Origin of the sequence: Thermodesulfomicrobium sp. WS (assembly GCF_027925145.1) — a bacterium.
Lineage (GTDB): Bacteria > Desulfobacterota > Desulfovibrionia > Desulfovibrionales > Desulfomicrobiaceae > Thermodesulfomicrobium.
The window spans coordinates 57,368-80,020 of record NZ_AP027130.1 but is presented as its reverse complement, the minus strand read 5'-3'; the positions used below and the strand labels follow the sequence as shown (position 1 = coordinate 80,020).

Annotated in this window: 23 protein-coding genes; 17 read left to right on the top strand and 6 right to left on the bottom strand. The window is 62.1% G+C overall.

What is annotated here, in order from left to right:
- Nucleotides 1-23: 23 nt before the first annotated feature.
- From mutM to QMF81_RS00385, 4 genes are all read right to left on the bottom strand, one after another.
- On the bottom strand, nt 24-872 hold the full coding sequence (gene mutM, locus QMF81_RS00400; RefSeq protein ID WP_281750986.1) for a bifunctional DNA-formamidopyrimidine glycosylase/DNA-(apurinic or apyrimidinic site) lyase: 849 nt from the start codon (nt 870-872) through the stop codon (nt 24-26).
- The gene (locus QMF81_RS00395; RefSeq protein WP_281750985.1) at nt 872-1,984 is read right to left on the bottom strand and encodes a ChaN family lipoprotein; all 1,113 of its coding nucleotides are present in this window, start codon (nt 1,982-1,984) and stop codon (nt 872-874) included. The genes mutM and QMF81_RS00395 overlap by 1 nt, the downstream gene beginning before the upstream one ends.
- Nucleotides 1,975-3,240, bottom strand: coding sequence for an AMP-binding protein (locus QMF81_RS00390; protein WP_281750984.1), 1,266 nt, complete (start codon nt 3,238-3,240; stop codon nt 1,975-1,977). The genes QMF81_RS00395 and QMF81_RS00390 overlap by 10 nt, the downstream gene beginning before the upstream one ends.
- A gap of 111 nt (nt 3,241-3,351) precedes the next feature.
- Nucleotides 3,352-4,179, bottom strand: coding sequence for a tRNA (adenine-N1)-methyltransferase (locus QMF81_RS00385; protein WP_281750983.1), 828 nt, complete (start codon nt 4,177-4,179; stop codon nt 3,352-3,354).
- A gap of 218 nt (nt 4,180-4,397) precedes the next feature.
- Here QMF81_RS00385 and QMF81_RS00380 point away from each other — a divergent pair, with 218 nt between their 5' ends.
- Genes QMF81_RS00380 through QMF81_RS00360 form a run of 5 tightly spaced genes read left to right on the top strand, consistent with a single transcriptional unit; the run spans nt 4,398 to nt 9,797 of the window.
- Nucleotides 4,398-5,864 (top strand): Rne/Rng family ribonuclease, encoded by a 1,467-nt coding sequence (locus QMF81_RS00380; RefSeq protein ID WP_281750982.1) that lies wholly within the window; start codon nt 4,398-4,400, stop codon nt 5,862-5,864.
- 9 nt (nt 5,865-5,873) lie between these two features.
- Nucleotides 5,874-6,407 (top strand): epoxyqueuosine reductase QueH, encoded by a 534-nt coding sequence (locus tag QMF81_RS00375; RefSeq protein WP_281750981.1) that lies wholly within the window; start codon nt 5,874-5,876, stop codon nt 6,405-6,407.
- Complete coding sequence (gene hemW, locus QMF81_RS00370; protein WP_281750980.1) at nt 6,407-7,522, top strand: radical SAM family heme chaperone HemW; 1,116 nt, start codon at nt 6,407-6,409, stop codon at nt 7,520-7,522. The genes QMF81_RS00375 and hemW overlap by 1 nt, the downstream gene beginning before the upstream one ends.
- 26 nt (nt 7,523-7,548) lie before the next feature.
- Nucleotides 7,549-9,420 carry a DEAD/DEAH box helicase gene (locus QMF81_RS00365; RefSeq protein ID WP_281750979.1) on the top strand — a complete coding sequence of 624 codons (1,872 nt, stop codon included), beginning with the start codon at nt 7,549-7,551 and terminating at the stop codon, nt 9,418-9,420.
- Between the two features lie 17 nt (nt 9,421-9,437).
- Nucleotides 9,438-9,797 carry a PilZ domain-containing protein gene (locus QMF81_RS00360; RefSeq protein WP_281750978.1) on the top strand — a complete coding sequence of 120 codons (360 nt, stop codon included), beginning with the start codon at nt 9,438-9,440 and terminating at the stop codon, nt 9,795-9,797.
- On the opposite strand, the gene QMF81_RS00355 is transcribed toward QMF81_RS00360, so the two are convergent.
- Both QMF81_RS00355 and QMF81_RS00350 read right to left on the bottom strand, forming a co-directional pair.
- Nucleotides 9,794-10,246, bottom strand: a complete 453-nt coding sequence (locus QMF81_RS00355; RefSeq protein WP_281750977.1) for an MGMT family protein — start codon at nt 10,244-10,246, stop codon at nt 9,794-9,796. The two genes, QMF81_RS00360 and QMF81_RS00355, sit on opposite strands and share 4 nt — an antisense overlap.
- Nucleotides 10,243-11,172: a TIGR01212 family radical SAM protein gene (locus tag QMF81_RS00350; protein WP_281750976.1), complete on the bottom strand. Its 930-nt coding sequence runs from the start codon at nt 11,170-11,172 to the stop codon at nt 10,243-10,245. The genes QMF81_RS00355 and QMF81_RS00350 overlap by 4 nt, the downstream gene beginning before the upstream one ends.
- 132 nt (nt 11,173-11,304) lie before the next feature.
- On the opposite strand from QMF81_RS00350, the gene QMF81_RS00345 reads away from it, so the two are divergent.
- From QMF81_RS00345 to QMF81_RS00290, 12 genes are all read left to right on the top strand, one after another.
- Entirely contained in the window at nt 11,305-12,345 is a 1,041-nt protein-coding gene (locus tag QMF81_RS00345; protein WP_281750975.1) for a rod shape-determining protein, read from the top strand.
- A 1-nt stretch (nt 12,346) separates the two neighbouring features.
- Entirely contained in the window at nt 12,347-13,189 is an 843-nt protein-coding gene (mreC, locus tag QMF81_RS00340; RefSeq protein ID WP_281750974.1) for a rod shape-determining protein MreC, read from the top strand.
- Entirely contained in the window at nt 13,186-13,662 is a 477-nt protein-coding gene (locus QMF81_RS00335) for a hypothetical protein (RefSeq protein ID WP_281750973.1), read from the top strand. The genes mreC and QMF81_RS00335 overlap by 4 nt, the downstream gene beginning before the upstream one ends.
- Nucleotides 13,649-15,442: a penicillin-binding protein 2 gene (mrdA, locus tag QMF81_RS00330; protein ID WP_281750972.1), complete on the top strand. Its 1,794-nt coding sequence runs from the start codon at nt 13,649-13,651 to the stop codon at nt 15,440-15,442. Before QMF81_RS00335 ends, mrdA begins: the two co-directional genes overlap by 14 nt.
- Nucleotides 15,439-16,545: a rod shape-determining protein RodA gene (gene rodA, locus QMF81_RS00325; protein ID WP_281750971.1), complete on the top strand. Its 1,107-nt coding sequence runs from the start codon at nt 15,439-15,441 to the stop codon at nt 16,543-16,545. Before mrdA ends, rodA begins: the two co-directional genes overlap by 4 nt.
- Before the next feature lie 169 nt (nt 16,546-16,714).
- Entirely contained in the window at nt 16,715-17,137 is a 423-nt protein-coding gene (locus tag QMF81_RS00320; protein ID WP_281750970.1) for an ATP synthase F0 subunit B, read from the top strand.
- Between the two features lie 47 nt (nt 17,138-17,184).
- Nucleotides 17,185-17,754 (top strand): ATP synthase F0 subunit B, encoded by a 570-nt coding sequence (locus QMF81_RS00315; RefSeq protein WP_281750969.1) that lies wholly within the window; start codon nt 17,185-17,187, stop codon nt 17,752-17,754.
- Nucleotides 17,751-18,302 carry an ATP synthase F1 subunit delta gene (gene atpH / locus QMF81_RS00310; protein WP_281750968.1) on the top strand — a complete coding sequence of 184 codons (552 nt, stop codon included), beginning with the start codon at nt 17,751-17,753 and terminating at the stop codon, nt 18,300-18,302. Before QMF81_RS00315 ends, atpH begins: the two co-directional genes overlap by 4 nt.
- A 5-nt stretch (nt 18,303-18,307) precedes the next feature.
- Nucleotides 18,308-19,816 (top strand): F0F1 ATP synthase subunit alpha, encoded by a 1,509-nt coding sequence (atpA, locus tag QMF81_RS00305; protein WP_281750967.1) that lies wholly within the window; start codon nt 18,308-18,310, stop codon nt 19,814-19,816.
- 18 nt (nt 19,817-19,834) lie between these two features.
- Nucleotides 19,835-20,707 carry a F0F1 ATP synthase subunit gamma gene (locus QMF81_RS00300; protein WP_281750966.1) on the top strand — a complete coding sequence of 291 codons (873 nt, stop codon included), beginning with the start codon at nt 19,835-19,837 and terminating at the stop codon, nt 20,705-20,707.
- Nucleotides 20,708-20,721: 14 nt separating this feature from the next.
- Entirely contained in the window at nt 20,722-22,131 is a 1,410-nt protein-coding gene (atpD, locus tag QMF81_RS00295) for a F0F1 ATP synthase subunit beta (RefSeq protein WP_281750965.1), read from the top strand.
- Nucleotides 22,132-22,155: 24 nt separating this feature from the next.
- A complete protein-coding gene (locus QMF81_RS00290) occupies nt 22,156-22,578 on the top strand; it encodes a F0F1 ATP synthase subunit epsilon (protein WP_281750964.1) in 423 nt (140 codons plus the stop codon).
- Nucleotides 22,579-22,653: the final 75 nt, after the last annotated feature.

Genomic DNA, 22,653 nt, shown 5'->3' with positions numbered 1-22,653 from the left:
GGATCGTGGGCGTTTCTCCACGATCAGCGGGTGCGCGGGGTGGCATGGGCGGCGGAACCGGTGCCCTGGCAGCGCGGGCAGACCACGGTTCCCCGCCCGGCCACACGCAGGCGCGTCAAAAGCGCCCCGCATTGCGGGCAGGGGAGTCCGGCGCGGCCGTACACGGCGAAGCGATCCTGAAAGAGGCCCGGCGCGCCCATGGCGTTACGGTAGTCGTTGATGGTGCTGCCGCCTGCGGCGATGGCGGCGTGAAGCACGTCTTGCACGGCGCAGGCCAGGCGCAGGCGCTGCGCTGCCGAGAGCGTGCCTGTCGGGGTCGTGGGGTGGATTTTGGCGGCAAAGAGGGATTCATCCGCGTAGATATTGCCCACGCCGGCGATGACGCGCTGGTCGAGAAGGGCGGCCTTGATGGCGCGCTTGCTGGCGGGAAGGTCCAGGCGCGTGGCGAGGTCCTGCGGCGTGCTCTCCAGGGGTTCTGGCCCCAGGGTGCAGGCAAATTCCCATTTATTCCAGGCGGCTTCATCCAAAAGCCCCACAAAGCCGAAGCGCCGTGGGTCCACGAAGACGAGCTCTGTGCCTGCGTCCAGGGCGGCGACGAAATGGGTGTGGGCGGGCCGTGCCGTGCCTGCGGCCACCACCCAGAGTCGCCCGCTCATCTTGAGATGGACCACGAGCATGCGCGCATCACTCAGGTGGATGCGCAGCAATTTGCCTCGCCGGTCGACGGCGCAGATGGTTTTCCCTGCGGCTTCGTGCGGCGCGGCGAAGCGCACGATCCGGGGGTGCAGGGCCTGGGCCTTGTGGATGGTGCGGCCGACGATGGTGGCCCGCAAGCCCCGGGCGATGGTTTCCACTTCCGGCAGTTCGGGCATCAGCGCGGCGGCATGGTGAGGGTGATGGTCTGCCCGTGGCGCTCCACGGTGAAACGCATGGCCTCCCCGCGGCGTGCGGCAGTCGCGGCGGCGCTGTGGAGGTCTTCGGCCGTGTGCACCGGCGTGCCGCCGACGGCAACGATGCGGTCGCCTGCCTGAAGTCCCATGGCCTCGGCCCGCGACCCAGGCTCCACGCGCTGCACGGTGATGGTGTCCCGGAAGTCGAGGAGCATGCCCAGACGGCTGTGCTGGGTGGGCGGGCAGACGAAGAAGGCCGTGCGCAGGTGCGGGGTGCAGGAGGACACGGCCTCCTCTTGGCTCGAGGCATCGCGCCAGGGCAGGATGGCGAGCATCTTCGCCTCGGGCTCCAAGGCGGCGATACGGTAGGGGATCCCAAAGCCGCGCTCCACGTGGCCGGCGCCAGTCAGGATGACCACGGGCCTGTGGTGCTGGCGGCGCCATTGGATGGCGGTTTCGGCCATGACCGAGTCCCACAGAGACTGTACGCGGAGGAAGTCGCTCAGCTTGGTGGCCGATTCCGGCCGCATTTTCTGATGCAGGGCAAACTGCTCGGCGAGCCCGCGCTCTTGTTCCGGGCAGGGGGGGATGAGGGCGCGCGGCAGCGCCGGGTGGTCTGGGGCGAGGCGACCGTCGCGGAAGTCCTGCACAAGTGCCCAGGGCACGTTGAGGCCCACCAGCCGAGCCCCGTGGGCGCGGGCGGCATCCAGTACGGGCGCGTAAAGGGTGAAGGGATAGCCCCAGGCGGCATCCCAATGCCGGGCGAGGTCCTCGCGGGAGGGGTGCTGGTCGAGAAATGGCTGGCTTTCCCGGGGGAGCATCTCCAACCCAAGGTCGAAGCGTATCCCCGCCCCAGCCAAGGCGTGGAGGATCTCGGCGGCAGCGGCGTGGTCACATGGATTGGCGTGGGTCTCGCCAATGAGGATGTAGTCGGCCTGCGCGGCCATGGCCGTAAGGGCGGAAGCACTGAGGGGCGTCCCTTGGGCGGAGAGAAGGCCGCGTTCGGGCGTTTCCTGCAGGGGCTTTGGGGCGTGCGGCGCGCACGCCCCAAGGCTCAAGAGGAGCCCCACGAGGAGCCCCCAGGCTAATCCCATGAACGTTTGTCTTCGATGGCGCGGATCTGCGGCGGCAGCGTCCCCGGAGGCACCACCTTGACCACCGGCCGAATCTTGATCTTTTCCCGGAAAAGCAGCTGCAATTCTTCTTCGCGTTTGAACTGGGCGGACTCGATGATGAGCGTCATTTCGTCCACACCACCGGGGTTCGTAACCTCGATCTGCCATCTCTTGATCTCCTCGAAGCCGGAGAGCACCTGCTCCACCTGATGCGGGTAGACAAACATTCCCTTGATGCGCGCCGTGGTGTCCACGCGTCCCACAATGGCCCCCAGCCGCGGGCTGGTGCGGCCGCATGGACACGGCGAGCGGTCGATGTACGACAGATCGCCTGTAGCCAGGCGGATCAAGGGGTAGGTTTTATTGAACACCGTGACCACGATCTCGCCCGTTTCCCCATCCTTGAGGGGGATACCGGTATCAGGATGGCAGATTTCCACATAGGCGCGGCCGGCGATATGCAGTCCGGTCTTGTGGAAACACTCGTAGCCGATGCATCCCACGTCTGCGGTGCCGTATCCCTGACGCATGATGAGGTCGAACTTCTTTTCGATGGTGGAGCGAAGTTTTTCCGAAAATCGCTCACCGGTGACAAAGGCCACTTCCAAGAAGAGGTCTTTGCGCAGATTCATGCCCTTCTCTTCGGCCTTTTGGGCAAGATGCATGAGATAGCTGGGCGTGCCGATGTACCCTGTCACGCGGAGTTTCCGCATGATATCGAGCTGGGTCGCCGTGTTGCCGGGGCCTGCGGGAATGACCGCGCACCCCAAGGCGCGCAGCGGTTCTTCGAACATGAGCCCTGCAGGGGCGAGGTGGTAATTGAAGGTGTTTTGCACCACGTCGCCGGAACGAAATCCAGTGGCGTAAAAGCTCTCCGTCCATCCCCAATAGTCGTCACCACGGTCTTCGGGATCGAAGATGGGACCAGGGGAGAGAAAGATGCGGCGCAAATCGCCCAAGTCCTTGGTGAGGAGCCCACCGAGGCGCGGCCCCATGGACTGCAGGAAGATGAGCTCTTTCTTCTTGAGAATGGGGACATGCTTGAGGTCGATGAGATCCCGGAACTTTTCCACCGAAAACTGTGCGCGATCGAAGCGTTTTTTGACGTCTTCGGAGTAGCGGTAGGCGTAGGTGAGCAGTTCCTTGAGCTGAATCTGATAGTATTTTTGCCGTTCGGTGGAATCGAGCACCTCGCGGCGGCTGAAGATGCCTTCGGTGCGGTCTTTGCGGGTCATGGATGATCCTCCTGCCGGGAAAAAGGATTTCCGCGGCATCCGGGATGTCCGGCCGCGGAAAATAGCATCTTTATAGGAAAGGAAATGGAAGATGCAAGATTTTTTTTATAATTACTCGAAATTTAAGGCAATTTTTTCGGCCTCCGCGCTGGTTTCCTCGGGAGTTTTCCATTGCGGCGGCGTGGTGCGGGCGAAGACCAAATATCCGGTATGGGCCACCATACGGTCTTCGGGGCGGAGGCGGTCTGCCACGGGTTTGTAGCGACGCAGCAGGATCTCGAGCACTTCGATCTCGATAAATGGCCCGGACTCTAGGGCACGCAGCAGATCACTTACCTGATTGGTGGTGGGCAGGAGAAAGCCCACTGGGGCGCCGGGGGTGACTGCCTGGGGGATGAATGGGACGTAATCCCATGGGGTGCGCACATCCAAGAACAGGGCGTCGGCGTCGGTTTGGAGAAAGCCCTGGGCGATGTCGTGGTGGTGGAGCGTGACGCGGTGCGCAAGTCCCACGGACGCAAGGTTGGCCTGGCAGAGGTCGAGGAATTCCTGGCGGCGTTCATAGGTGAAAACCCGGCCGCTTTCTCCCACGAACCAGGCCAGGGCCGTGGTGAGTCCGCCGGAGCCGCAGCCGGCCTCGATGATCCGGCAGCCTGGGCCCACACCCAATTTCAGGGCGATGTAGCCGATTTCCTTGGGATAGATAATCTGGGTGCGGCGTTTGACCCCGCTTTTGACAAGGTCATACAGGGTGGGGCGCAGCACCAAGTACGGAACCCCTTTGTGGGAGCTGATACGGCCCCCCCATCCCGCCTGGCGAGCGTCGTCGAGACTCAGCACCCCGTCGCTGGTATGCAGCACGGCGCCGGGTGTGGCTGCCATGAAATAGCGCTTGTCCTTTGGGCTTTGGAGCAGTACCAATTGGCCTGGCTCGAGCATGAAATTTCCCCCTTGTGGCGTATGGTCTGGGGGCAGTAGTCTGTGCCGTTTTTGCCTGTCAAGGACAGCAAGGCGACCGTGGAGCCCAGTTTTTTCGCCGCCTGCTCCGGCGTCTTTTCGGCTTGAGCCCAAAGACGCTGTCGAGCGCGGCGGTATTCCCGCCCGCATGCACGGCTGGAAAACTGCATGGAACTCTCTTTATTTTTTTCGAGGAACGCATGGCAGAGAAGATTCGGAAGATGCTTATCAGTGTCCTTCCTGGTGAGCAGGTGGAAGTCGTCATTACTCAAGACGGCGTGGTGGTGGAATACTACGTGGAGATGCTCCATCAAAGCAAAACAAAAGGAAATATCTACAAAGGAAAAATTCATAACATCGATCAGGCGCTGCAAGCGGCGTTCATCAACTACGGTGCGGAAAAGAACGGCTTTTTGCAAGTGGATGAAGTGCATCCCGAGTACTATCTCATCGATCCGCCTTCACGTGGGTATCCTCCCCTGCAAAAGGCCTTGCGGCCAGGGCAGGAGATGCTGGTGCAGGTGGTCAAAGAGCCCACAGGGAGCAAGGGTGCCTTTTTGACCACGTATCTCTCCATTCCGGGACGGTATTTTGTGCTCACCCCGGGGCGGGAGCAGCTCGGCATCTCCCGCAAGATCGAAGAGGAAAAAGAACGCGTCCGGCTCAAGGAGATCGTTGAGGAAATGGGGCTCGAGGAAGGGATCGGGGTCATCGTGCGCACCGTGAGCGAAGGGCAGAGCAAGGCGGCCTTGTCCCGGGACCTGCAGTTTCTCAAGCGCCTGTGGAAGGACATTCGCAAACGTGCCAACGAGTCGCCAGCGCCGGTGTTGGTCTATGAAGAGAAGGATCTAGCCTTTCGCGCCATTCGCGACTACCTGACGGCGGACATCGTGGAGTGCTGGGTGGACGATGAGGACACCGCTGCCCAAGTCAATGAATTCGCGAGTCTCGTATTCCCCCGGCGCAAGAGCATCGTCAAAGTCCATACCGATCCCCAGCAGACGCTTTTCGAGCGGTTTCGGGTGGAAGAGCAGCTCGCCACCGTGCTGTCCCGCACCGTGAATTTGCCCAGCGGTGGCCAATTGGTCTTCGATCATACCGAGGCCCTCACGGCCATTGACATCAACTCCGGAAAGATCGGCGGGGAGAAAAACTTCAAAGAAATGGCCTTGCGTACCAATGTGGAGGCTGCGCGGGAAATTGCGCACCAACTCATGCTGCGGGACATTGGCGGCCAAATCGTGGTGGACTTCATCGAAATGAAGGACCCCGCCCATATCCGCGAGGTAGAGAAGGAGATGCGCCAGGCCCTCAAAGCGGACCGAGCCCGTACCGATGTGGGGCGGATCTCCAAGTTCGGACTCATGGAGATCGTGCGCCAGCGGTTGGGGACCTCGGCCCTTTCGGCGAGTCTGGACATGTGCCCCCATTGCAAGGGCACGGGGAGCCGCCGCAATCTCGAATGGCGGGCCATGCGCGCCCTCAAGGAGATCTTTCGTGCCTTGCGTACCGGCGTGGCATCGGAGCCTTTGGAGTACTTCACGGACCCGGAGCTGGCGGTGTACCTTTTGAACCGCAAGCGGGAAAAACTCGTGGAGCTGGAGCAGCGCTGCGGCCGTCGGGTGCTCGTGCTGCCCTCGTCATCGGAGCCATGCTCCTTTTGCTAGGGGGCGAGCATGCGCCTTTTGCTCCATGCCTGCTGTGGCCCCTGCGCCCTGTATCCCTTGCGTGTGCTTCTGGAACGCGGGGTGCAGGTCCATCTGCTGTTCTTCAATCCCAACATCCACCCCTTGCAGGAGTACGTCCGCCGCTGGAAGGCCCTGCAACAGGTCGCCCAGGCTCTTGGTGTGCCGGTTATCTGTTCGGAGCGTTATGATCCTGCGGTGTACTTCCGGCAGGTGGCCTTTCGCGAAGAGCGTCGCTGTAAATTGTGTTACATTTTACGCTTGGAGCGGACTATACATATCGCCCGACACGGTGGATTCGACGCCTTTTCTACCACACTTCTTTATAGTAAATTTCAAAAGCATGAAGAGATCCGTCAGCTTGCAGAGGATATGCGCGGATCTATACCATTCTATTACGAGGATTTTCGGGAAGGATGGAGTGAAGGAATCGCAAGATCCAAGGAAATGGGGATCTATCGTCAGCAATATTGTGGATGTCTGTATAGCGAGGCAGAGCGCTTCAAGAGCATGTTGGGGCCGTAATGCAGGTATATGTCCACCTTCCTTTGTGTCGCCGCAAGTGCCGGTACTGTGCCTTTACCTCCTGGGAGTTCTCTTCGGAGGCGGCGGCACGGGTGGTGGACTTGATCGTGGCGCATGTGGGGCGCTGGAGCGCTCAGGGCATCGGTCCGGCGCACACCATATACATCGGCGGCGGCACACCGTCGATGTGGGAGGTGCGGCAGCTCGCACGCATACTTGCTGCGGTGGACCAGGCTCTGGGGATCGCTGTCGGAGCGGAGGTCACGGTGGAAGCGAATCCGGAATCCGCTCTGCGACCGGGATGGATGGCCGCACTGGGGGATTTGGGGGTCACCCGGATCAGCCTGGGCGTGCAGAGCTTTGATGACCAGACCTTGGCCTTCCTCGGTCGCCCGCACGACGGAGCGCAGGCGGTGGCGGCGGTGCAGGCCGCTGTGGCGACAGGATTGGCAGTGAGTGTGGACCTCTTGTGGAATGTGCCGGGCGTTTCTTTGGCGCAGTGGCAGCAGGATCTCGCCGGGGCCGTGGGCTTGGGGGTGGGGCATGTGTCGTGCTACGCCCTGACCGCGGAGCCGGGCACCCCGCTGGCCGCAGATCCGGTGCCCTGGCCTTCGGAAGACGAAGCTTCCGCCCAATTTCATTGGATGTGTCAGTTCTTGGAGGAACGCGGATTCATGCACTATGAGCTCGCCAACTTTGCGCGTCCGGGGGCGGCCTGCCGCCACAACCTTGGGTATTGGCGGGGGGAGGATTACCTGGGTTTTGGCCCCGCGGCAGTCTCCACCTGGCAGGGGCGCCGGTGGACCAATCCGGCCTCGCTGGAGGACTATGGTCTGATGGTGGAGGGAGCGCTTGCGCCGAAGGCGGAGTCCTTGTCGCCAGCGGTGGCCCTGCGGGAGCGGGTCATGCTCGGGCTGCGCACCCGGGACGGTTTTGACGTTGCCTCGTGGGCCTGTGGCCTGGGGCGGGATGTGGCCGGGTTCGGCGCCGCGCTTGGGCCCTTGGTGCAGGCTGGCCTTGTGGTATGGGACGGCATATCGGTACGGCTTTCCCGCCAGGGCATGCTGCTCGGCAACGCCATCTGTGCCCATATTTGGGATATTCTCGAGAGATAGATAGATGGAAACGACATAGGAATCATATGCATACGGAATCGATAGAACATGTGGAAGCGGCGGCCTCGTACGGTGAGGCCCGCTGGGAAGATTTGGCAGAGCCATTGCGCCAAGGGGCGACGCGGCTCGGCTGGCAGGACCTTATGCCGGTGCAGCGCCGTGTGCTGCCGGTCCTGGCCGCTGGCCGGGACGTCATGGTGCAATCGAGGACCGGCAGTGGCAAGACCGGGGCCTTTCTTTTGCCCATGGGCTCCATGGTTCGCCGAGATGGCGGGGTACAGGCCTTGGTGCTCACCCCCACCCGCGAGCTCGCCGTGCAGGTATGCCGGGATGCGGAGATCCTGTTTGCCGATGTAGGGCTCACGCCGGTGGCCATTTACGGCGGCGTCGGTTTCCGACCGCAGGTGCAGGCGCTGGAGGCCGGGGCTCAGGTGGTGGTCGGCACCCCGGGGCGGATTCTCGATCATTTGCTGCGCGGCACGCTGCACCTCGACGCCTTGCGGGTGCTTGTCTTTGACGAGGCCGACCGCATGCTCTCCATGGGCTTTTATCCGGATATGAAGCAGTTGCAGCGCTACCTGCCTTCTGGGCTGCAGACGGCCATGTTCTCCGCAACGTACCCTGGGTATGTCCAGCGCTTAGCGGCGCAATTCCTCAAGGATCCCATAGGTATTTCCTTGAGTCAGGATCAAGTGCACGTCCACGATATCGTCCATGTGCAGTATCGTGTGCCGGCGCTGCAGAAGAGCCGCGCCTTGGTCAAGATCATCGAGATGGAAAATCCCTCTTCGGCCATCGTGTTTTGCAACACCAAATCCGATGTGCATTTCGTCTCCGTGGTGCTCCAGCGCTTTGGCTATGAGACCGGCGAATTGTCCGCCGATATTTCGCAGTCGGCGCGGGAGGCCGTGCTCGACGATTTGCGGCGCGGGCGGATCAAATTCTTGGTGGCCACGGACGTGGCGGGCCGCGGCATCGACGTGCCGGACCTCTCCCATGTGTTTCAATACCAGCCGCCGCAAGACCCCGAGGCGTACGTGCATCGCACCGGGCGCACTGGTCGGGCCGGGGCCGCCGGGGTGGCGATTTCTTTGGTCTCTGGGGTGGAGGAACTGGATTTGGCGGCCATCGGCCGGCGTTTTGGCATCACCATCGAAGACCGCACCCTGCCTTCCGATGCCGAGGTCCAGGCCACCGTGGCGCAGCGGGCGGTATCCTTGCTGGAGGCCGCGTTGCGCCGGGCGGACAATATCCAGAAAGAACGCTTGCAGCGCTTTGAACCCTTGGTGGCGGACTTGGCCGAAAGCGAGGATGGCCGCATCCTGTTGGCCATGCTCGTGGACCAATTCTACCAATCGGTCTTTCACGCCGTGGAACTTCCTGCCACAGGACCGCTTTTGGCCGCGAGCGTGCCGCCTGCCGCAGGCCGCGGTAGTGCGCCGGGCGAAGTGCCATCGTCGGAGGAGGCCCCGGCGCGTGAGAAACGTCGGCGTCGGCGTTCGCGCAAGAAGAAGGCCCCTGCGGCCCCGGTCGTCGAAAGCGGCCCCAGCGAGGCTTTGGCCGCGCCGGAAGGGGAGCATGCGCCTTTGGAGGGGCTGCCCCGCCAGGAGGAGCCTCCCGTGACCGCCGCCCCGTCGGATCCGTCCGCCGCGTCTGAGCCCTTGGTGGCTTCGGATGCGGAAGCTTTGGGTGATGCGCCTGGCGGGGATGAGGGGGCTGAGGCGAGGCCCAAGAGTCGTCGGCGCCGTCGTCGGCCGCGCAAAAACGGAACCGCCAAGCCGGCGCAGGCAAGCGGTACGGAAGACCCGCAAAAAGGTGCGCCCGTACCGGCCTCTGTCCCAGAGCGGCGTGAGGCGCCGGCGCTTGGTTCACGACGCAAGAAGATCTTCTTGGAATAACACCACGGGAGGTGCGCATGGGTCAGGAACGACGCCGACGCAGCCGGGTGCATGTGGAAATCCCGGTAGTTGTGGTGCAGGATGGCCGCCGTGTGCAGGGTATGCTCCACGATGTGAGCCTGAAGGGGCTCTCCTGCTCCGTGGATGGCCTATTGCAGGTCGGAGCTGAGTGTGCGGTGACTTTGGCCTTGGCTTCAGGCCTACGCATCCATGCCGTCGGCCGGGTGGTGCGGGCCGGAACCACTGAGGTGGCGGTGGACTTTGTGCGCCTGGAAGAGAAGGACTTCGCCCACCTGCGCAATGTGGTGCGCCTCTACGCCGAGGATGCCGACCAGGTGGACGAAGAACTTCGCACCCCGGCCTTTGGGGAGGACTAGATCGCTTCTTCGAGGCGCAGGAGCACGGCCTTGAGGGCGAGTCCTGGACCGTATCCGCCCAGTCCTTTGCGCGCGAGCACTCGGTGGCATGGAAAAAGGAGCGGCCACGGGTTGCGGGCCATGACCTGACCGATGGCGCGCGGACTGGTCCCGAGGTGCTGCGCCAGCTCGCCGTAGGTGGTGGTCGTGCCGGGCGGCACGGTGCGCGCCAGGGAGCGGAGCACCTCCCAGGCGAAGGCGGAGACGCGGTGCCGCGCCAAAGGGAGTTTCGGCCAGGCAAAGGGGGCTGGGCCCAAGGAGCGGATCACGCGTGCAAGTTCCGCCCCCCAAGGGGAGATCGCCGGCGTGGCTGGCGCCGGGGGGCTGAGCTCGATGCAGGCAAGCAGACCGTCTTGCCAATGGAAGCGGGCGGAAAATTGGGGATGGGAGAAGGTCTCGGTGACGGTCATGGGAGCTCCTGGGTATTGGCGGGCAGCCGGCAGCCTTGATGGATGCGCTGCTCGCGGAGGGCGAGGTGGATGGCTGCATGCAGTCCGCGTTTGTCTGCGGCGAATCCTGGGGCGATGAGTTCTCCGGGGGCCGGATCTGCGGTGAGGCGGTGCAGGATGATGTCCGCTCGCAGGAATGCAATGCCCTCCACGATCCAGTGGATGGTCTCGGCGCGGGACAGGAGCGCTATGCTGCCGCGCCGCCACAGCCCTTCCAGGATGGAGCCGCGCACAACCAAAAGATTGTGGAATTTTACCCCGGTGACCGGAAGATCATTGAGAAAGGCCAGGGTTTTTCGCCAATGCTGTAGGGTTTCTCCAGGGAGCCCGGCCATGATGTGGGCGCAGACACCAAAGCCGTGGGCCTGGGCCGCGTCGCAGGCGCGGGCGAAGGCCGCAGCGTCGTGGCCGCGGTGGATGCGGCGCAAGGTGGCGTCGTGGGCCGATTGGAGCCCCATTTCCAGCCAGAGGACGGGCTCTGGGGCAGCGCGCAGCACTGCCCATTTGTCGGCGTCCAAGGTGTCGGGCCGCGTCCCTACGGTGATGCCCACAAGGCCGGGGAGGCCGCGGAGTTCCGCCAGTTGCGCCGCCAGGTGCCGGGCCGGTTTGTGGGTGGCGCTGTAGGACTGCAGATAGGCGATGGCACGGGCCTGGGAGTGACGGCGGGTCAGGTGCTCGTACGTGCGCAGGTATTGTTCCCGCAGCCCGACTCCGCGTGCAGCGAGCCCGGTGCCTGATCCGTGAGGATTGCAGAATACGCACCCTCCGCGGCCCAAGGTGCCGTCGCGGTTGGGGCAGCTGCCGCCACTGTCCAAGGGGATGACGCGGACCGCGGTGCCGAAGCGTTGGCGCAGCCAGGGTGCGAGACGACGGTAAGGCTCATGCATACGTTGGTTTAAAAATTTGAATTGTCCCCTGTCAATGTGGCCTCTGTTGCCCCATGCAGGGAGTTGTGGTACGTTTTGCAGAATTATGGAGCAAGCGGCGCATGGGGCGCCATAATCCGTCATGAGGATGGTATGTCCAGAATTTTCGACGCATTTTTAGGCCTGTTTTCCAATGACTTGGCCATTGACCTCGGGACCGCCAACACCTGCGTGTACGTGCGCGGCAAAGGCATTGTGCTCCGGGAGCCTTCGGTGGTGGCGGTGAAACGGGATAGCCGTGGGGTGAGCAAGGTCCTCGCGGTGGGGGCGGAGGCCAAGCGGATGCTCGGCCGCACCCCGGGCAACATCGTGGCCATCCGGCCCATGAAGGACGGCGTCATCGCCGACTTTGAGGTCACTGAGGCCATGCTGCGGCATTTCATCTCCAAGGTGCACAACTCGAGGCGACTGGTGCGGCCGCGTATCGTGATCTGCGTCCCCACCGGTATCACCCAGGTGGAGAAGCGGGCCGTGCGCGAGTCTGCCCAGAGTGCCGGCGCCCGGGAGGTGTATCTCATCGAGGAACCCATGGCTGCGGCCATCGGCGCGGATCTGCCCATCACCGAACCTACGGCCAACATGGTGGTGGATATCGGGGGCGGCACCACGGAAGTGGCGGTCATCTCGCTTGCGGGGATCGTCTATTCCAAGTCCGTGCGTGTGGGCGGCGACAAGATGGATGATGCCATCCTCCAGCACGTCAAGCGCAAGTACAACATGCTCATCGGCGAGAGCTCCGCCGAAGAGATCAAGATGTCCATTGGTTCCGCCTATCCCATGGAGCCGGAACTCACCATGGAGATCAAGGGCCGGGACCTTGTGTCCGGGATTCCGCAAAACATCACCATCACCTCCGAAGAGGTCCGCAAGGCCATTGCCGAGCCTGTGGACGCCATCGTCCAGGCGGTGCGCATCGCCCTGGAGCAGACCCCGCCGGAGCTGGCCGCGGATATCGTGGACCGGGGCATCGTGCTTGCCGGCGGCGGGGCGCTCTTGCGGGGCCTTGACCAACTCCTGCGTGAGGAAACGTCGCTTCCCATCACGGTGGTGGACGACCCACTCTCCACAGTGGCCTTGGGATCGGGCAAGGTGCTCGACAATCTCCATGTGCTGCGCGAAGTGACCATCGATTGACGTGCGTCCGCGTTTGATCATCCTGGCGGTGCTCCTGCCTTTGGTGGCATATTTTGGCCTCTACACCTGGAACGCCAGGACCGGGGTCGTGGACCGGCTGACCGCAGTCTTGGGGCTGGACGCGGCCGGGTGGGTGTTCCGGCCTGGCCGGGCCGTGGAGCGGGGGGTGCGGGATATCTGGGAGCGCTACATCTATCTGGTGGGCGTGCGTCAGGAAAACGAGGATCTCCGCGCGCAGGTCCATGCCTTGCGGGAAGAGGTGGTGCGCTTGCGTGAGCAGGCGGCAGAAGCGCGGCGCCTGGCAAATCTCCTGGATTTGCCGGAGCCTCAGGGCTGGGATCGCCAAGGGGCGCGGGTGGTGGCCCATCGTCCCGGACCAGGCATGGCCCTGGATGCGCTGGTGGTGGACGTGGGGCTTTCTTCCGGCGTGCGGGGTGATGCGCCGGTGTGCGCCGCTGCAGGCCTTGTGGGGCGGGTGGCTCGATCGGGGCAGTCGTTTTCCGTGGTGACCCTGATCACCGCTCCCACGAGCCGGGTGCCGGTGGTGTCCCAGGATGGCCGAATCCCTGGGGTGGTGTGTGGCCAAGGGCCGGATGCCCCCGTGGAGGTGCGTTACGTGCCGTTGGGGCAGCAGGTGCGCGAGGGAGAGATCCTGGTCACTTCAGGCATGGACGGGAGGTTTCCCCGCGGCATCCCCGTGGCTCGGGTGACCGCTGTCGCCCCGAGCGCAGATGCCTTGTTCCAGAAGGTCACGGCCCAGCCGGTGGTGGACATGGCCGCGCTGGAGGAGGTCGTGGTGCTGCGGCGGCCTGAGCCCCCTTCTGCCAATGAGACGCGGCCATGAAGCTCCGCATCCCCCAACTTCCAACGCCGCTGTGGTGGCTTGTGGGCGCAAGCCTTGCGCTGTGGGGCCAGGAATTTCTTGGAGGGTTCGACCTCCTCTCCGCCATGGTGCTTCCGTGGCTTGCGCGCTCGCGCCGGGCCCCTGCCCTGGCCGCGTCCCTCGTGGTGGTGGTTGTGCAGGAGGGGCTTTCGTCTTTTTCTTTGGGGGCAACCTTGGCCATGGCAGGCTTGTGGGGAAGCTTTCTTCTGGCTGCCCGGCACCTGGATCCCCACAACATCCTTTTTATGGCGGGGTATGCCGCCTTTTTGGCGGTATGGACGCCGGGCGCCTATGCAATGGTCGCGGCCTTGCATGATATGCAGCTTCCCTTTCCTTCTTGGCCGCACATCGCCCTGCAATGGGGCGTTTTTTTTCTCATCTGGTGGGCGCTGGATGTACTGCTGCGCCGGCGGGAGCGGCATGGAGCGGTTTAAACCTTCCCAAGATTTTCCGCTTTGGGCAGGCCCCAATGTCCTGGTCGTGTTGTGTGTGCTCCTTTTCGCAACGCTTGGGGTGCGGCTGTGGTACTTGCAGGTGGTCAAGGGCGATGTCTACCACGATAAGGCCCAGGAAAATCGCATCCGCCAACGGGTGCTCTATGCCCCACGTGGGGTGATTCGCGATGCCCTGGGGACGTTGGTGGCGGAAAACGTGCCGGCCTATGCCGTTGCCGTGGTGCGGGAGGAGTGCCCCGACATCAATGCCACCCTCGATCAGATCGCTTGGTGGACCGGCGAGGATCGGCAGTGGCTGCAAAAGAGTTTCGAACAAGGCAAACGGCGCACCAAAAGTTTTGAAGAACAGGTGGTCGTTCCCAATATCCCCTTTGAAGTGGTGGCGCGGATCGAGAGTGAGCGTCACCATTGGCCGGGAGTGAGCGTGGTGGTGCGGCCCAAGCGGTTTTACCCCACAGGCTCCTTGCTTGCCCATGTGCTCGGATACGTGGCGCGTGCCAACGACAAAGAGCTCGCCCAGGATCCGGAACTGCTTTTGGGCGACAACGTGGGGAAGCTGGGGGTGGAGCTGGCCTTGGAGCGGCGTTTGCGGGGACGCAAGGGGCTTGAGGAGTTTGAGGTGGACGCCACGGGGCGGGAACTGGGCTCCCACCGTTTGTATGATCCGGTTGCGGGAGAAGACTTACACCTGGCGCTGCAACTGCCGCTGCAGCGGGCAGGGGTGCGGGCCCTGGCGGGCAAGGCAGGCGCCGTGGTGGTGCTCGATGCCGATACAGGCCATGTGCTCGCGATGGTGAGCTCGCCGAGCTACGACCCCAATGAGTTTGTGACCGGCATTTCTCAAGAGAGGTGGAACGCCCTCATCGACGACCCGCTGCACCCCATGCAGAACCGGCCGATCCAGAGTGCCTACCCGCCGGGATCGGTCTTCAAGCTCGTCATGGCGGGTGCGGGGTTGAGCACCGGCGCGATTACTCCGTCCACCACGGTCTATTGTAATGGCAAATATAGCGTGGGCAACCGTGAATACCGCTGCTGGCGCCGCGGCGGCCATGGCAAAGTGGATTTGCGCAAGTCCATCCGGGAGTCCTGTGATGTCTACTACTATGCCCTGGGTGAGCGGCTGGGGGCGGACGCCATAAGCGATTTTGCCCGGCGCTGCGGCCTTGGGGAGGTGACGGGAGTGGACCTTCCGCATGAGCGCAGCGGCCTGGTCCCCTCGCCCGCATGGAAACAGGAGCGCTTCGGCCGCAAGTGGGTGGGAGGCGATACCATCAACATGTCCATCGGTCAGGGATACGTGGTCACCACTCCTGTGCAGATCGCTCGGCTGGTGGCGGCCTTGGTCAACGGGGGCCGCGTGCTGCGGCCGCTCCTTCTGGCCTCGGACATGCCGGAGGAGCAAGGGCGTCTGCCCATGAGTGATGCCACGCGCCGTCTGATCACCGACGCCATGGTCGCTGTGGTGCAGGAAGAGGGTGGTACTGCCCGGGTGGTGGCCCGGCCCGGCATTCGGGTGGGGGCCAAGACCGGTACGGCCCAGGTGGTCAAGCTCATGGAGCGTTACGAAAAGAAGGAAACCCAAGAGATTCCCTATAAGTATCGAGATCATGCGTGGCTTGCCGCTTTTGCCGAAAAAGATGGGCGGCGCTACGCGTTGGTGGCTTTTGTGGAGCACGGGGGCCACGGCGGCTCCGAGGCCGGGCCGGTGGTGGGTGCCATGCTGGATGCCCTTTTTGGTTTGGGAGAAGCGCCATGATGGATCGTCGTCTTTTCAGCCACGTGCCCTGGGGATTGCTTGTGGCGCTGGCGCTGCTTTTTGGGATCGGCGCGGTCAACCTGTATTCGGCGAGTTCCTTGCGGCTCGAAGACGGTCTGGGCGTGGAGTCGTATTTTCGCAAGCAACTCGTGTGGGGGGCGCTGGGTGCGGGGGTGTTTGTGGCTGGCGTCGTGGTCCATTACCGGCACCTCAAGGCGTTGGCCTGGCCGGCATATGGGTTGGGCGTCCTGCTGCTCTTGGGCGTCCGGTTTTTGGGCAAGACCGTGTATGGGGCGCAGCGCTGGCTCGACTTGGGCCCCCTCCATCTCCAGCCGACGGAGTTGGTGAAAGTCGCGATCATTATTGTGGTGGCCAAGATTTTGTCCCGCATGGGGGGGAGTTTGGGGTGGCGGGAACTGGCCAAGGTCGTTGCCGTGGCCCTGGTGCCGGCGGCGCTGATCGCCAAACAACCCGACTTGGGATCGGCTCTCAACATCTTGCTCATCGTGGGTGGCATGATTGTGTTCAAGGGGGTACGGCCTGCGGTTTTCAAAACCCTTGCCGTAGGCATTCCTGTCCTCGCTCCCTTTGGATGGTTTTTTCTCAAGGAATACCAGAAACAACGCATTCTTGTCTTTTTGGACCCGACTGCAGATCCCCGCGGCGCTGGATATCATATCATCCAGTCGCAAATCGCCATTGGATCAGGGGGATTTTGGGGCAAGGGTTTTTTGCGGGGCACCCAGAGTCAATTACGTTTTTTGCCGGAAAAACATACGGATTTTGCATTCGCTGTCTTGGGCGAAGAATGGGGCTTCGTGGGAAGCATCTTTGTGCTTTCTGTGTTTTGCTGCTTTCTGTACCAGATCTATTTGGTCACCGTGGAGGCCAAGGATGATTTTGGCCGCTGCCTGGCTGCGGGGGTGTTTTTCTATTTCTTCTGGCAGATCCTCATCAACATGGGGATGGTTCTGGGCATCATGCCGGTGGTGGGGATCCCGCTGCCGTTTTTGAGCTATGGCGGCAGTTCCCTCTTGGTGAACTTTTGCATGGTAGCGCTGGTGGTGAACGTGGCCATGCGCCGCTTCATGTTCAAACGTTGATGTTACGTGAAAAACAGGACGATTGCTCGTGGTTCCTCCGGGGGCTGCGGGGCATGGGATGGTTCGAAGCCTGGTGTTTTCGACAAAAAGCCTTTGACACCACCGGGGGAATCGGCTAGGGCCAACCCCACTTTGAACAAAAATTCACATACTCGTACAAGGGGGCGGCATGATTGATCTCGATTCCACATTTTTTGTGCAGTTGGTGAATTTCCTGATCATCTTGACCGTGCTGAATCTCCTTCTGTTTCGCCCCATTCGGGGGATTCTCAAGAAACGAGCGGAGGTTATGGCAGAGCGGCTGAGGGCCGTGGAGGACTTCACCGCGCAGGCCGAGGCCAAGATGGCTGGGTATCGGCAGGCTTTGGCCGATGCCCGCAGTGAGGCCCAGGCGGTGCGCGCGGCCCTCAAAGAAGAGGGGATCGCCGTGGAGGCGAACACGCTGGCGGCGGCCTCCGAGAAGGCGGCGGCCAAGTTGGCTGCGGCCCGGCAGGAAATCGAGGCCCAAAAAAATGCTGCTCTCGCGGCGCTGCAAGGTCAGGTGGCCGCTTTTGCCAAGCAGGTGGCGGCCAAGGTCTTGGCCCGGGGGTAGTTCGGCATTTTTGTCGTAACTTTGGTGGAGTTAAGGAGGGCTGAAGATTGAAACGATTGAAGACTGTCGGGGTGGTGGCCCTTGCGGCGGTGTTTTTTGCCGCAGCGGCCTTCGCGAGCGGCGGCGAGGCAGGCGGCCACAATAAGTGGCTCGACTTGGTGTATCGCTGCATCAATTTCGGTATTGTGGCCTTTTTGGTGTATAAGTTCGCCGGCAAACGGGTGGCGGACTTTTTCTCCGGCCGCACCAAGCAAATTGAAGCAGATCTCAATGACCTCGACGAACGCAAGGCCGATGCGGAGCGCCGGCTCTTGGAAGTGGAGGCGAGCATTGCCAATATCGAGGCGGAAAAGGCCAAGATTTTGGCGGATGCGCGCGAGCAAGGTGAGGCGCTCAAGGCGGCCATCGTGGAGAAGGCCGAGAAGCAGGCCGCGCAGATTTTGGCTCAGGCCGAGGCTGCGGCTTCTCAGGAACTCAAGCTGGCGGTGGATGCCGTGCGGGAACGCATCGCGGAGGAGATCGCCCTGGCTGCCGAGGATCTGGTGAAGAAGCAGCTCAAGAAGAAAGAGCATGAGGATTTGGTCAACGAATATCTCAAAAGGGTGGTGCTCAATTGACAGGGAACATCGTTGCGAAACGCTATGCCAAGGCCCTGTTCGCCGTGGCTTCGTCCGAGGGCGAGGGTGCGGTGGCCAAATATGGGGCCGAGTTGGCTGCCTTGGCTGAGGTCCTGAAAGCGGCGCCCGAGATTTTGCGGATCTTCCGGAATCCTATTTTTTCCTTGGATGAAAAGCGGGGGGTGGTTGCGTCCCTTTTGGACAAGATCGCTGCCAGTCCCATGGTGCGCAACTTCTGCATGCTTTTGGCGGACAAGAATCGTTTGGGCTTTTTGCCGGAAATCAGTGCTGATTATGCCAAGCTTTTGGATGAGGTCCAAGGCGTGGTGCGGGGCAAAGTGGTGACCGCCATTCGGCTCTCGGATGGCATGCAAAAGGCGGTGGTGGAAAAGCTGCAGAAGGACTCTGGTCGCAAGATCGTCCTCGATTACGAGGTGGATCAAGACATCATCGGTGGATTGGTGCTGAAGATCGGGGATAAGGTCCTTGACGCCAGCATTCGGGCCCAGCTGCAAATTTTGAAGGAAAATATCAAACGAGGTGAGTAGAGGCTATGCAGATCAAAGCAGAAGAAATCAGCCAGATCATCGAAGGCCAGATCAAAAATTACGAAAAAAAGGTCGAGATGAGCGAAACTGGCGTGGTGCTGTCCGTGGGTGACGGTATCGCTCGTGTGTATGGCTGCGAGAATGCCATGGCCATGGAACTGTTGGAATTCCCTGGCGGTCTCATGGGCATGGTGCTCAACCTGGAAGAAGATTCGGTGGGTGTGGCCCTGTTGGGTGAAGGCCATCACATCAAGGAAGGCGACCTGGTGAAGCGGACCGGCCGCATCTTCCAGGTGCCTGTGGGTGATGCGGTGGCTGGCCGCGTTATCGATCCTCTGGGGAATCCCATCGATGGTCTTGGCCCCATCCAGGCCTCCGAGTACCGGAACGTGGAGATCAAGGCCCCCGGCATCATTGCCCGGAAGTCGGTACATGAGCCCATGTACACCGGCCTCAAGGCCATCGACGCCATGACCCCCATCGGTCGCGGCCAGCGGGAACTCGTCATCGGCGACCGTCAGGTAGGCAAGACCGCAGTGTGCGTGGACGCCATCCTCGCCCAGAAGAACAGCGACATCCACTGCTTCTACGTGGCCATCGGCCAGAAGAAGTCCACCGTGGCTCAGGTGGTGGAGGCCCTGCGTCGCTACGGCGCCATGGAATACACCACGGTGATTTCCGCCACGGCTTCGGAGCCGGCACCCTTGCAGTTCATCGCCGCGTACTGCGGATGCACCATGGCCGAGTACTACCGCGACAGCGGCCGGCATGCCCTCATCATCTACGATGACCTGTCCAAGCAGGCCGTGGCCTACCGCCAGATGTCGCTGTTGCTGCGCCGTCCCCCGGGACGTGAGGCCTTCCCCGGCGACGTCTTCTACCTCCACTCCCGCCTCTTGGAGCGCGCGTGCAAGCTCAACGACAGCTTGGGGGCCGGGTCGCTGACCGCGCTGCCCATCATTGAAACCCAGGCCGGCGACGTGTCCGCCTACATTCCCACCAACGTGATCTCCATCACCGACGGACAGGTGTACCTGGAGCCCAACCTGTTCATGGCGGGCATTCGTCCGGCCATCAACGTCGGTCTGTCCGTGTCCCGCGTGGGTGGTGCTGCCCAGATCAAGGCCATGAAGAAAGTGGCCGGCACCCTGCGCTTGGATCTGGCCCAGTACCGCGAGCTGGCGGCCTTTGCCCAGTTCGGCTCCGACCTCGACCAGGCCACCAAGACCAAGCTCATCCGTGGTGAGCGTCTGGTGGAACTGCTCAAACAGCCCCAGTACCAGCCGCTGCCCGTGGAAGAGCAGGTGGCGGTGCTCTACGCCGGCACCCGCGGCTATCTCGATGACGTGGATGTGTCGCTGGCGATCCGCTTCGGCGAAGAGTTGCTGGAGTTCCTCCGCAACCAGAAGGCTGATGTCCTCAAGGAAATTGCAACGACCAAGGACCTTGGCGCCGAGACCGAGAAGAAGCTCGCCGCTGCCATCGAGGAGTTCAAGGCCGGATTCAAAGCCTAGTTCGAGAAGGAGTCATTCATGGCATCGCTCAGGGACATCAAAAACAAGATCACGGGCGTGAAAAAGACCAAGCAGATCACCAAGGCGATGAACATGGTCGCCTCGGCGAAGCTGCGCGGCGCCCAGAATCGCATTGAGCGCTTCCGTCCCTATGCCGATAAGTTCTATGACATTCTCGTCGATCTGGCTTCCCGCGTCGAACCCGGCGTGCATCCTTTGCTCGCCAAACGCGAGGTAGTGGAATCCATCGGTATCGTGCTCGTCACTTCCGACAAAGGGTTGTGCGGAAGTTTCAACGCCAACCTCTGCAACGCGGCCCTGCGTTTGGCCAAGCAGAAGGAAGCCGAGGGCAAGACTGTCAAGTTTATCTGCATTGGCAAGAAAGGTCGGGATTTTGTCCGCAAGACCGCCTACGAAATCGTGGCCCAGTTTCCGGAGCACATGAACAGCTTCGATTTCCAACTGGCCAGCGAGGCGGGGAATTTGGTCATCGAGGGCTATCTCTCCGGCCTTTTTGACGAAGTGCACATCGTCTATGGCAAGTTTGTGAGCATTGTGAAGCAGGAGGCTTCGGCGGCCCAGATCCTTCCCGCGCAGACCGAGAGTGCGGAAGCGGTCAGCGGCCCCAAGAGCGAGTATATCTTCGAGCCGTCGGTGGAGGGCTTGCTCGCAGAACTCCTGCCGCGGTATGTGAAGGTGCAGGTGTATCGCGGCCTGCTCGATACGTCGGCCAGCGAGCACGCTGCCCGTATGACCGCCATGGACAATGCGACCAAGAACTGTGACGAAATGGTGGGCAGCCTGACACTGGCCTTCAACAAGGCGCGCCAGGCCAGCATCACGACCCAACTTATGGATATCGTCGGCGGCGCCGAGGCGCTGAAAGGATAAGGGGGCATACGCCAATGAGTGAAATCAATACTGGTAAAATCGTCCAGGTCATCGGACCTGTTGTGGACTTGGAGTTTCCCGAGGGGAAGCTTCCCCACATCATGAACGCCATTCTCATCACCAACCCCACCATTGATGCCACCGAGGACAACCTGGTGGTGGAAGTGGCCCAGCACTTGGGCAACAACGTGGTGCGCTGCATCGCCATGGACACCACCGACGGCTTGGTGCGTGGACAGATTGGCAAGGATACGGGCGGCCCCATCCAGGTGCCCGTAGGTAAGGCCTCCTTGGGCCGCATCCTCAACGTGGTGGGCCGCCCCGTGGATGAGAAAGGCCCCATCAATGCGGAGAAGTCCTACCCCATTCATCGCCCGGCTCCGTCCTTCACCGAGCAGTCCACCAAGATCGAGGTGCTGGAGACTGGCGTGAAGGTGATCGACCTCTTGGTGCCTTTCCCCAAGGGCGGCAAGATGGGCATGTTCGGCGGCGCTGGCGTGGGGAAGACCGTTATCCTCATGGAGATGATCAACAACATCGCCAAGCAGCACGGCGGTATCTCGGTGTTCGCCGGTGTGGGCGAGCGCACCCGTGAGGGGAACGACCTCTACCACGAAATGATCGACGCGGGCGTTATCGACAAAGCCTGCCTCGTGTACGGCCAGATGAACGAGCCCCCGGGGGCCCGTGCCCGCGTGGCCCTCACCGCCCTGGCCGCTGCGGAGTACTTCCGTGACGAGGAAAACCAGGACGTGCTCCTGTTCATTGACAACATCTTCCGGTTCACCCAGGCGGGCTCCGAGGTGTCGGCGCTCCTGGGCCGTATGCCTTCGGCCGTGGGCTACCAGCCCACCCTGGGTACGGACCTCGGTGAGCTCCAGGAACGCATCACCTCCACCAACAAGGGCTCCATTACCTCGGTACAGGCGGTGTACGTGCCTGCCGACGACTTGACCGACCCTGCGCCGGCCACCACCTTCTCGCACCTGGACGGCACCATCGTGCTTTCCCGTCAGATCGCCGAGCTGGGTATTTACCCGGCGGTGGACCCCCTGGATTCGGCCTCCCGCATCCTGGACCCCAACGTCATCGGTTGGGACCACTACAACACCGCCCGTGCCGTGCAGCGGATCCTGCAGAAGTACAAAGACCTGCAGGACATCATCGCCATTCTCGGCATGGATGAGCTCTCCGACGAGGACAAACTCACCGTGGCCCGCGCCCGCAAGATCCAGCGCTTCCTCTCCCAGCCGTTCTTCGTGGCGGCCCAGTTCACGGGTAAGGAAGGCCGGTACGTGCCCTTGGAGGAGACCATCCGCGGCTTCAAAGAAATCATTGATGGTAAGCACGATTCCATCCCCGAGTCCTGCTTCTACATGGTGGGCGGCATCGACGAGGTGCTCGAGAACGCCAAGAAACTGTAATCCTTACGAAGCAGGGGTATTGATATGGCAAAAACCATCACTCTTGAAGTTGTCACGCCAGACCGCAAGGTGCTCGCCGAAGAAGTGGAATACGTCGGCGCTCCGGGCATCAACGGTGAGTTCGGCGTGCTGCCCAATCATATCCCGTTTCTCTCTGCGCTTGGCATCGGCAGCCTGTACTACAAGAAAGATGGCAAGAAGCGGTATGTGTTCGTGGCCGGCGGATTTGCCGAGGTCTCTCCCACCAAGGTAACGGTGCTTGCCGAGGTGGCGGAGCGGGCCGAAGAGATCGACCTGGAGCGCGCGCGCCGCGCCCAGGAGCGGGCGGAACAGCGCATGCGGCAGCAGCAGGAGAAAATCGACCACGCTCGGGTACAGGCGGCCCTGGCCCGGGCCATGTACCGGATGAAAACCCGGCAACAGGCCGCGAGCGAAGGCGGGATCTAACTCCGTCACGAAATCCAAAGCGTTCCGGGCAGGCCTTCTGGGTCTGCCCGGAATTTTTTTGCGCCGTCGCGGGGG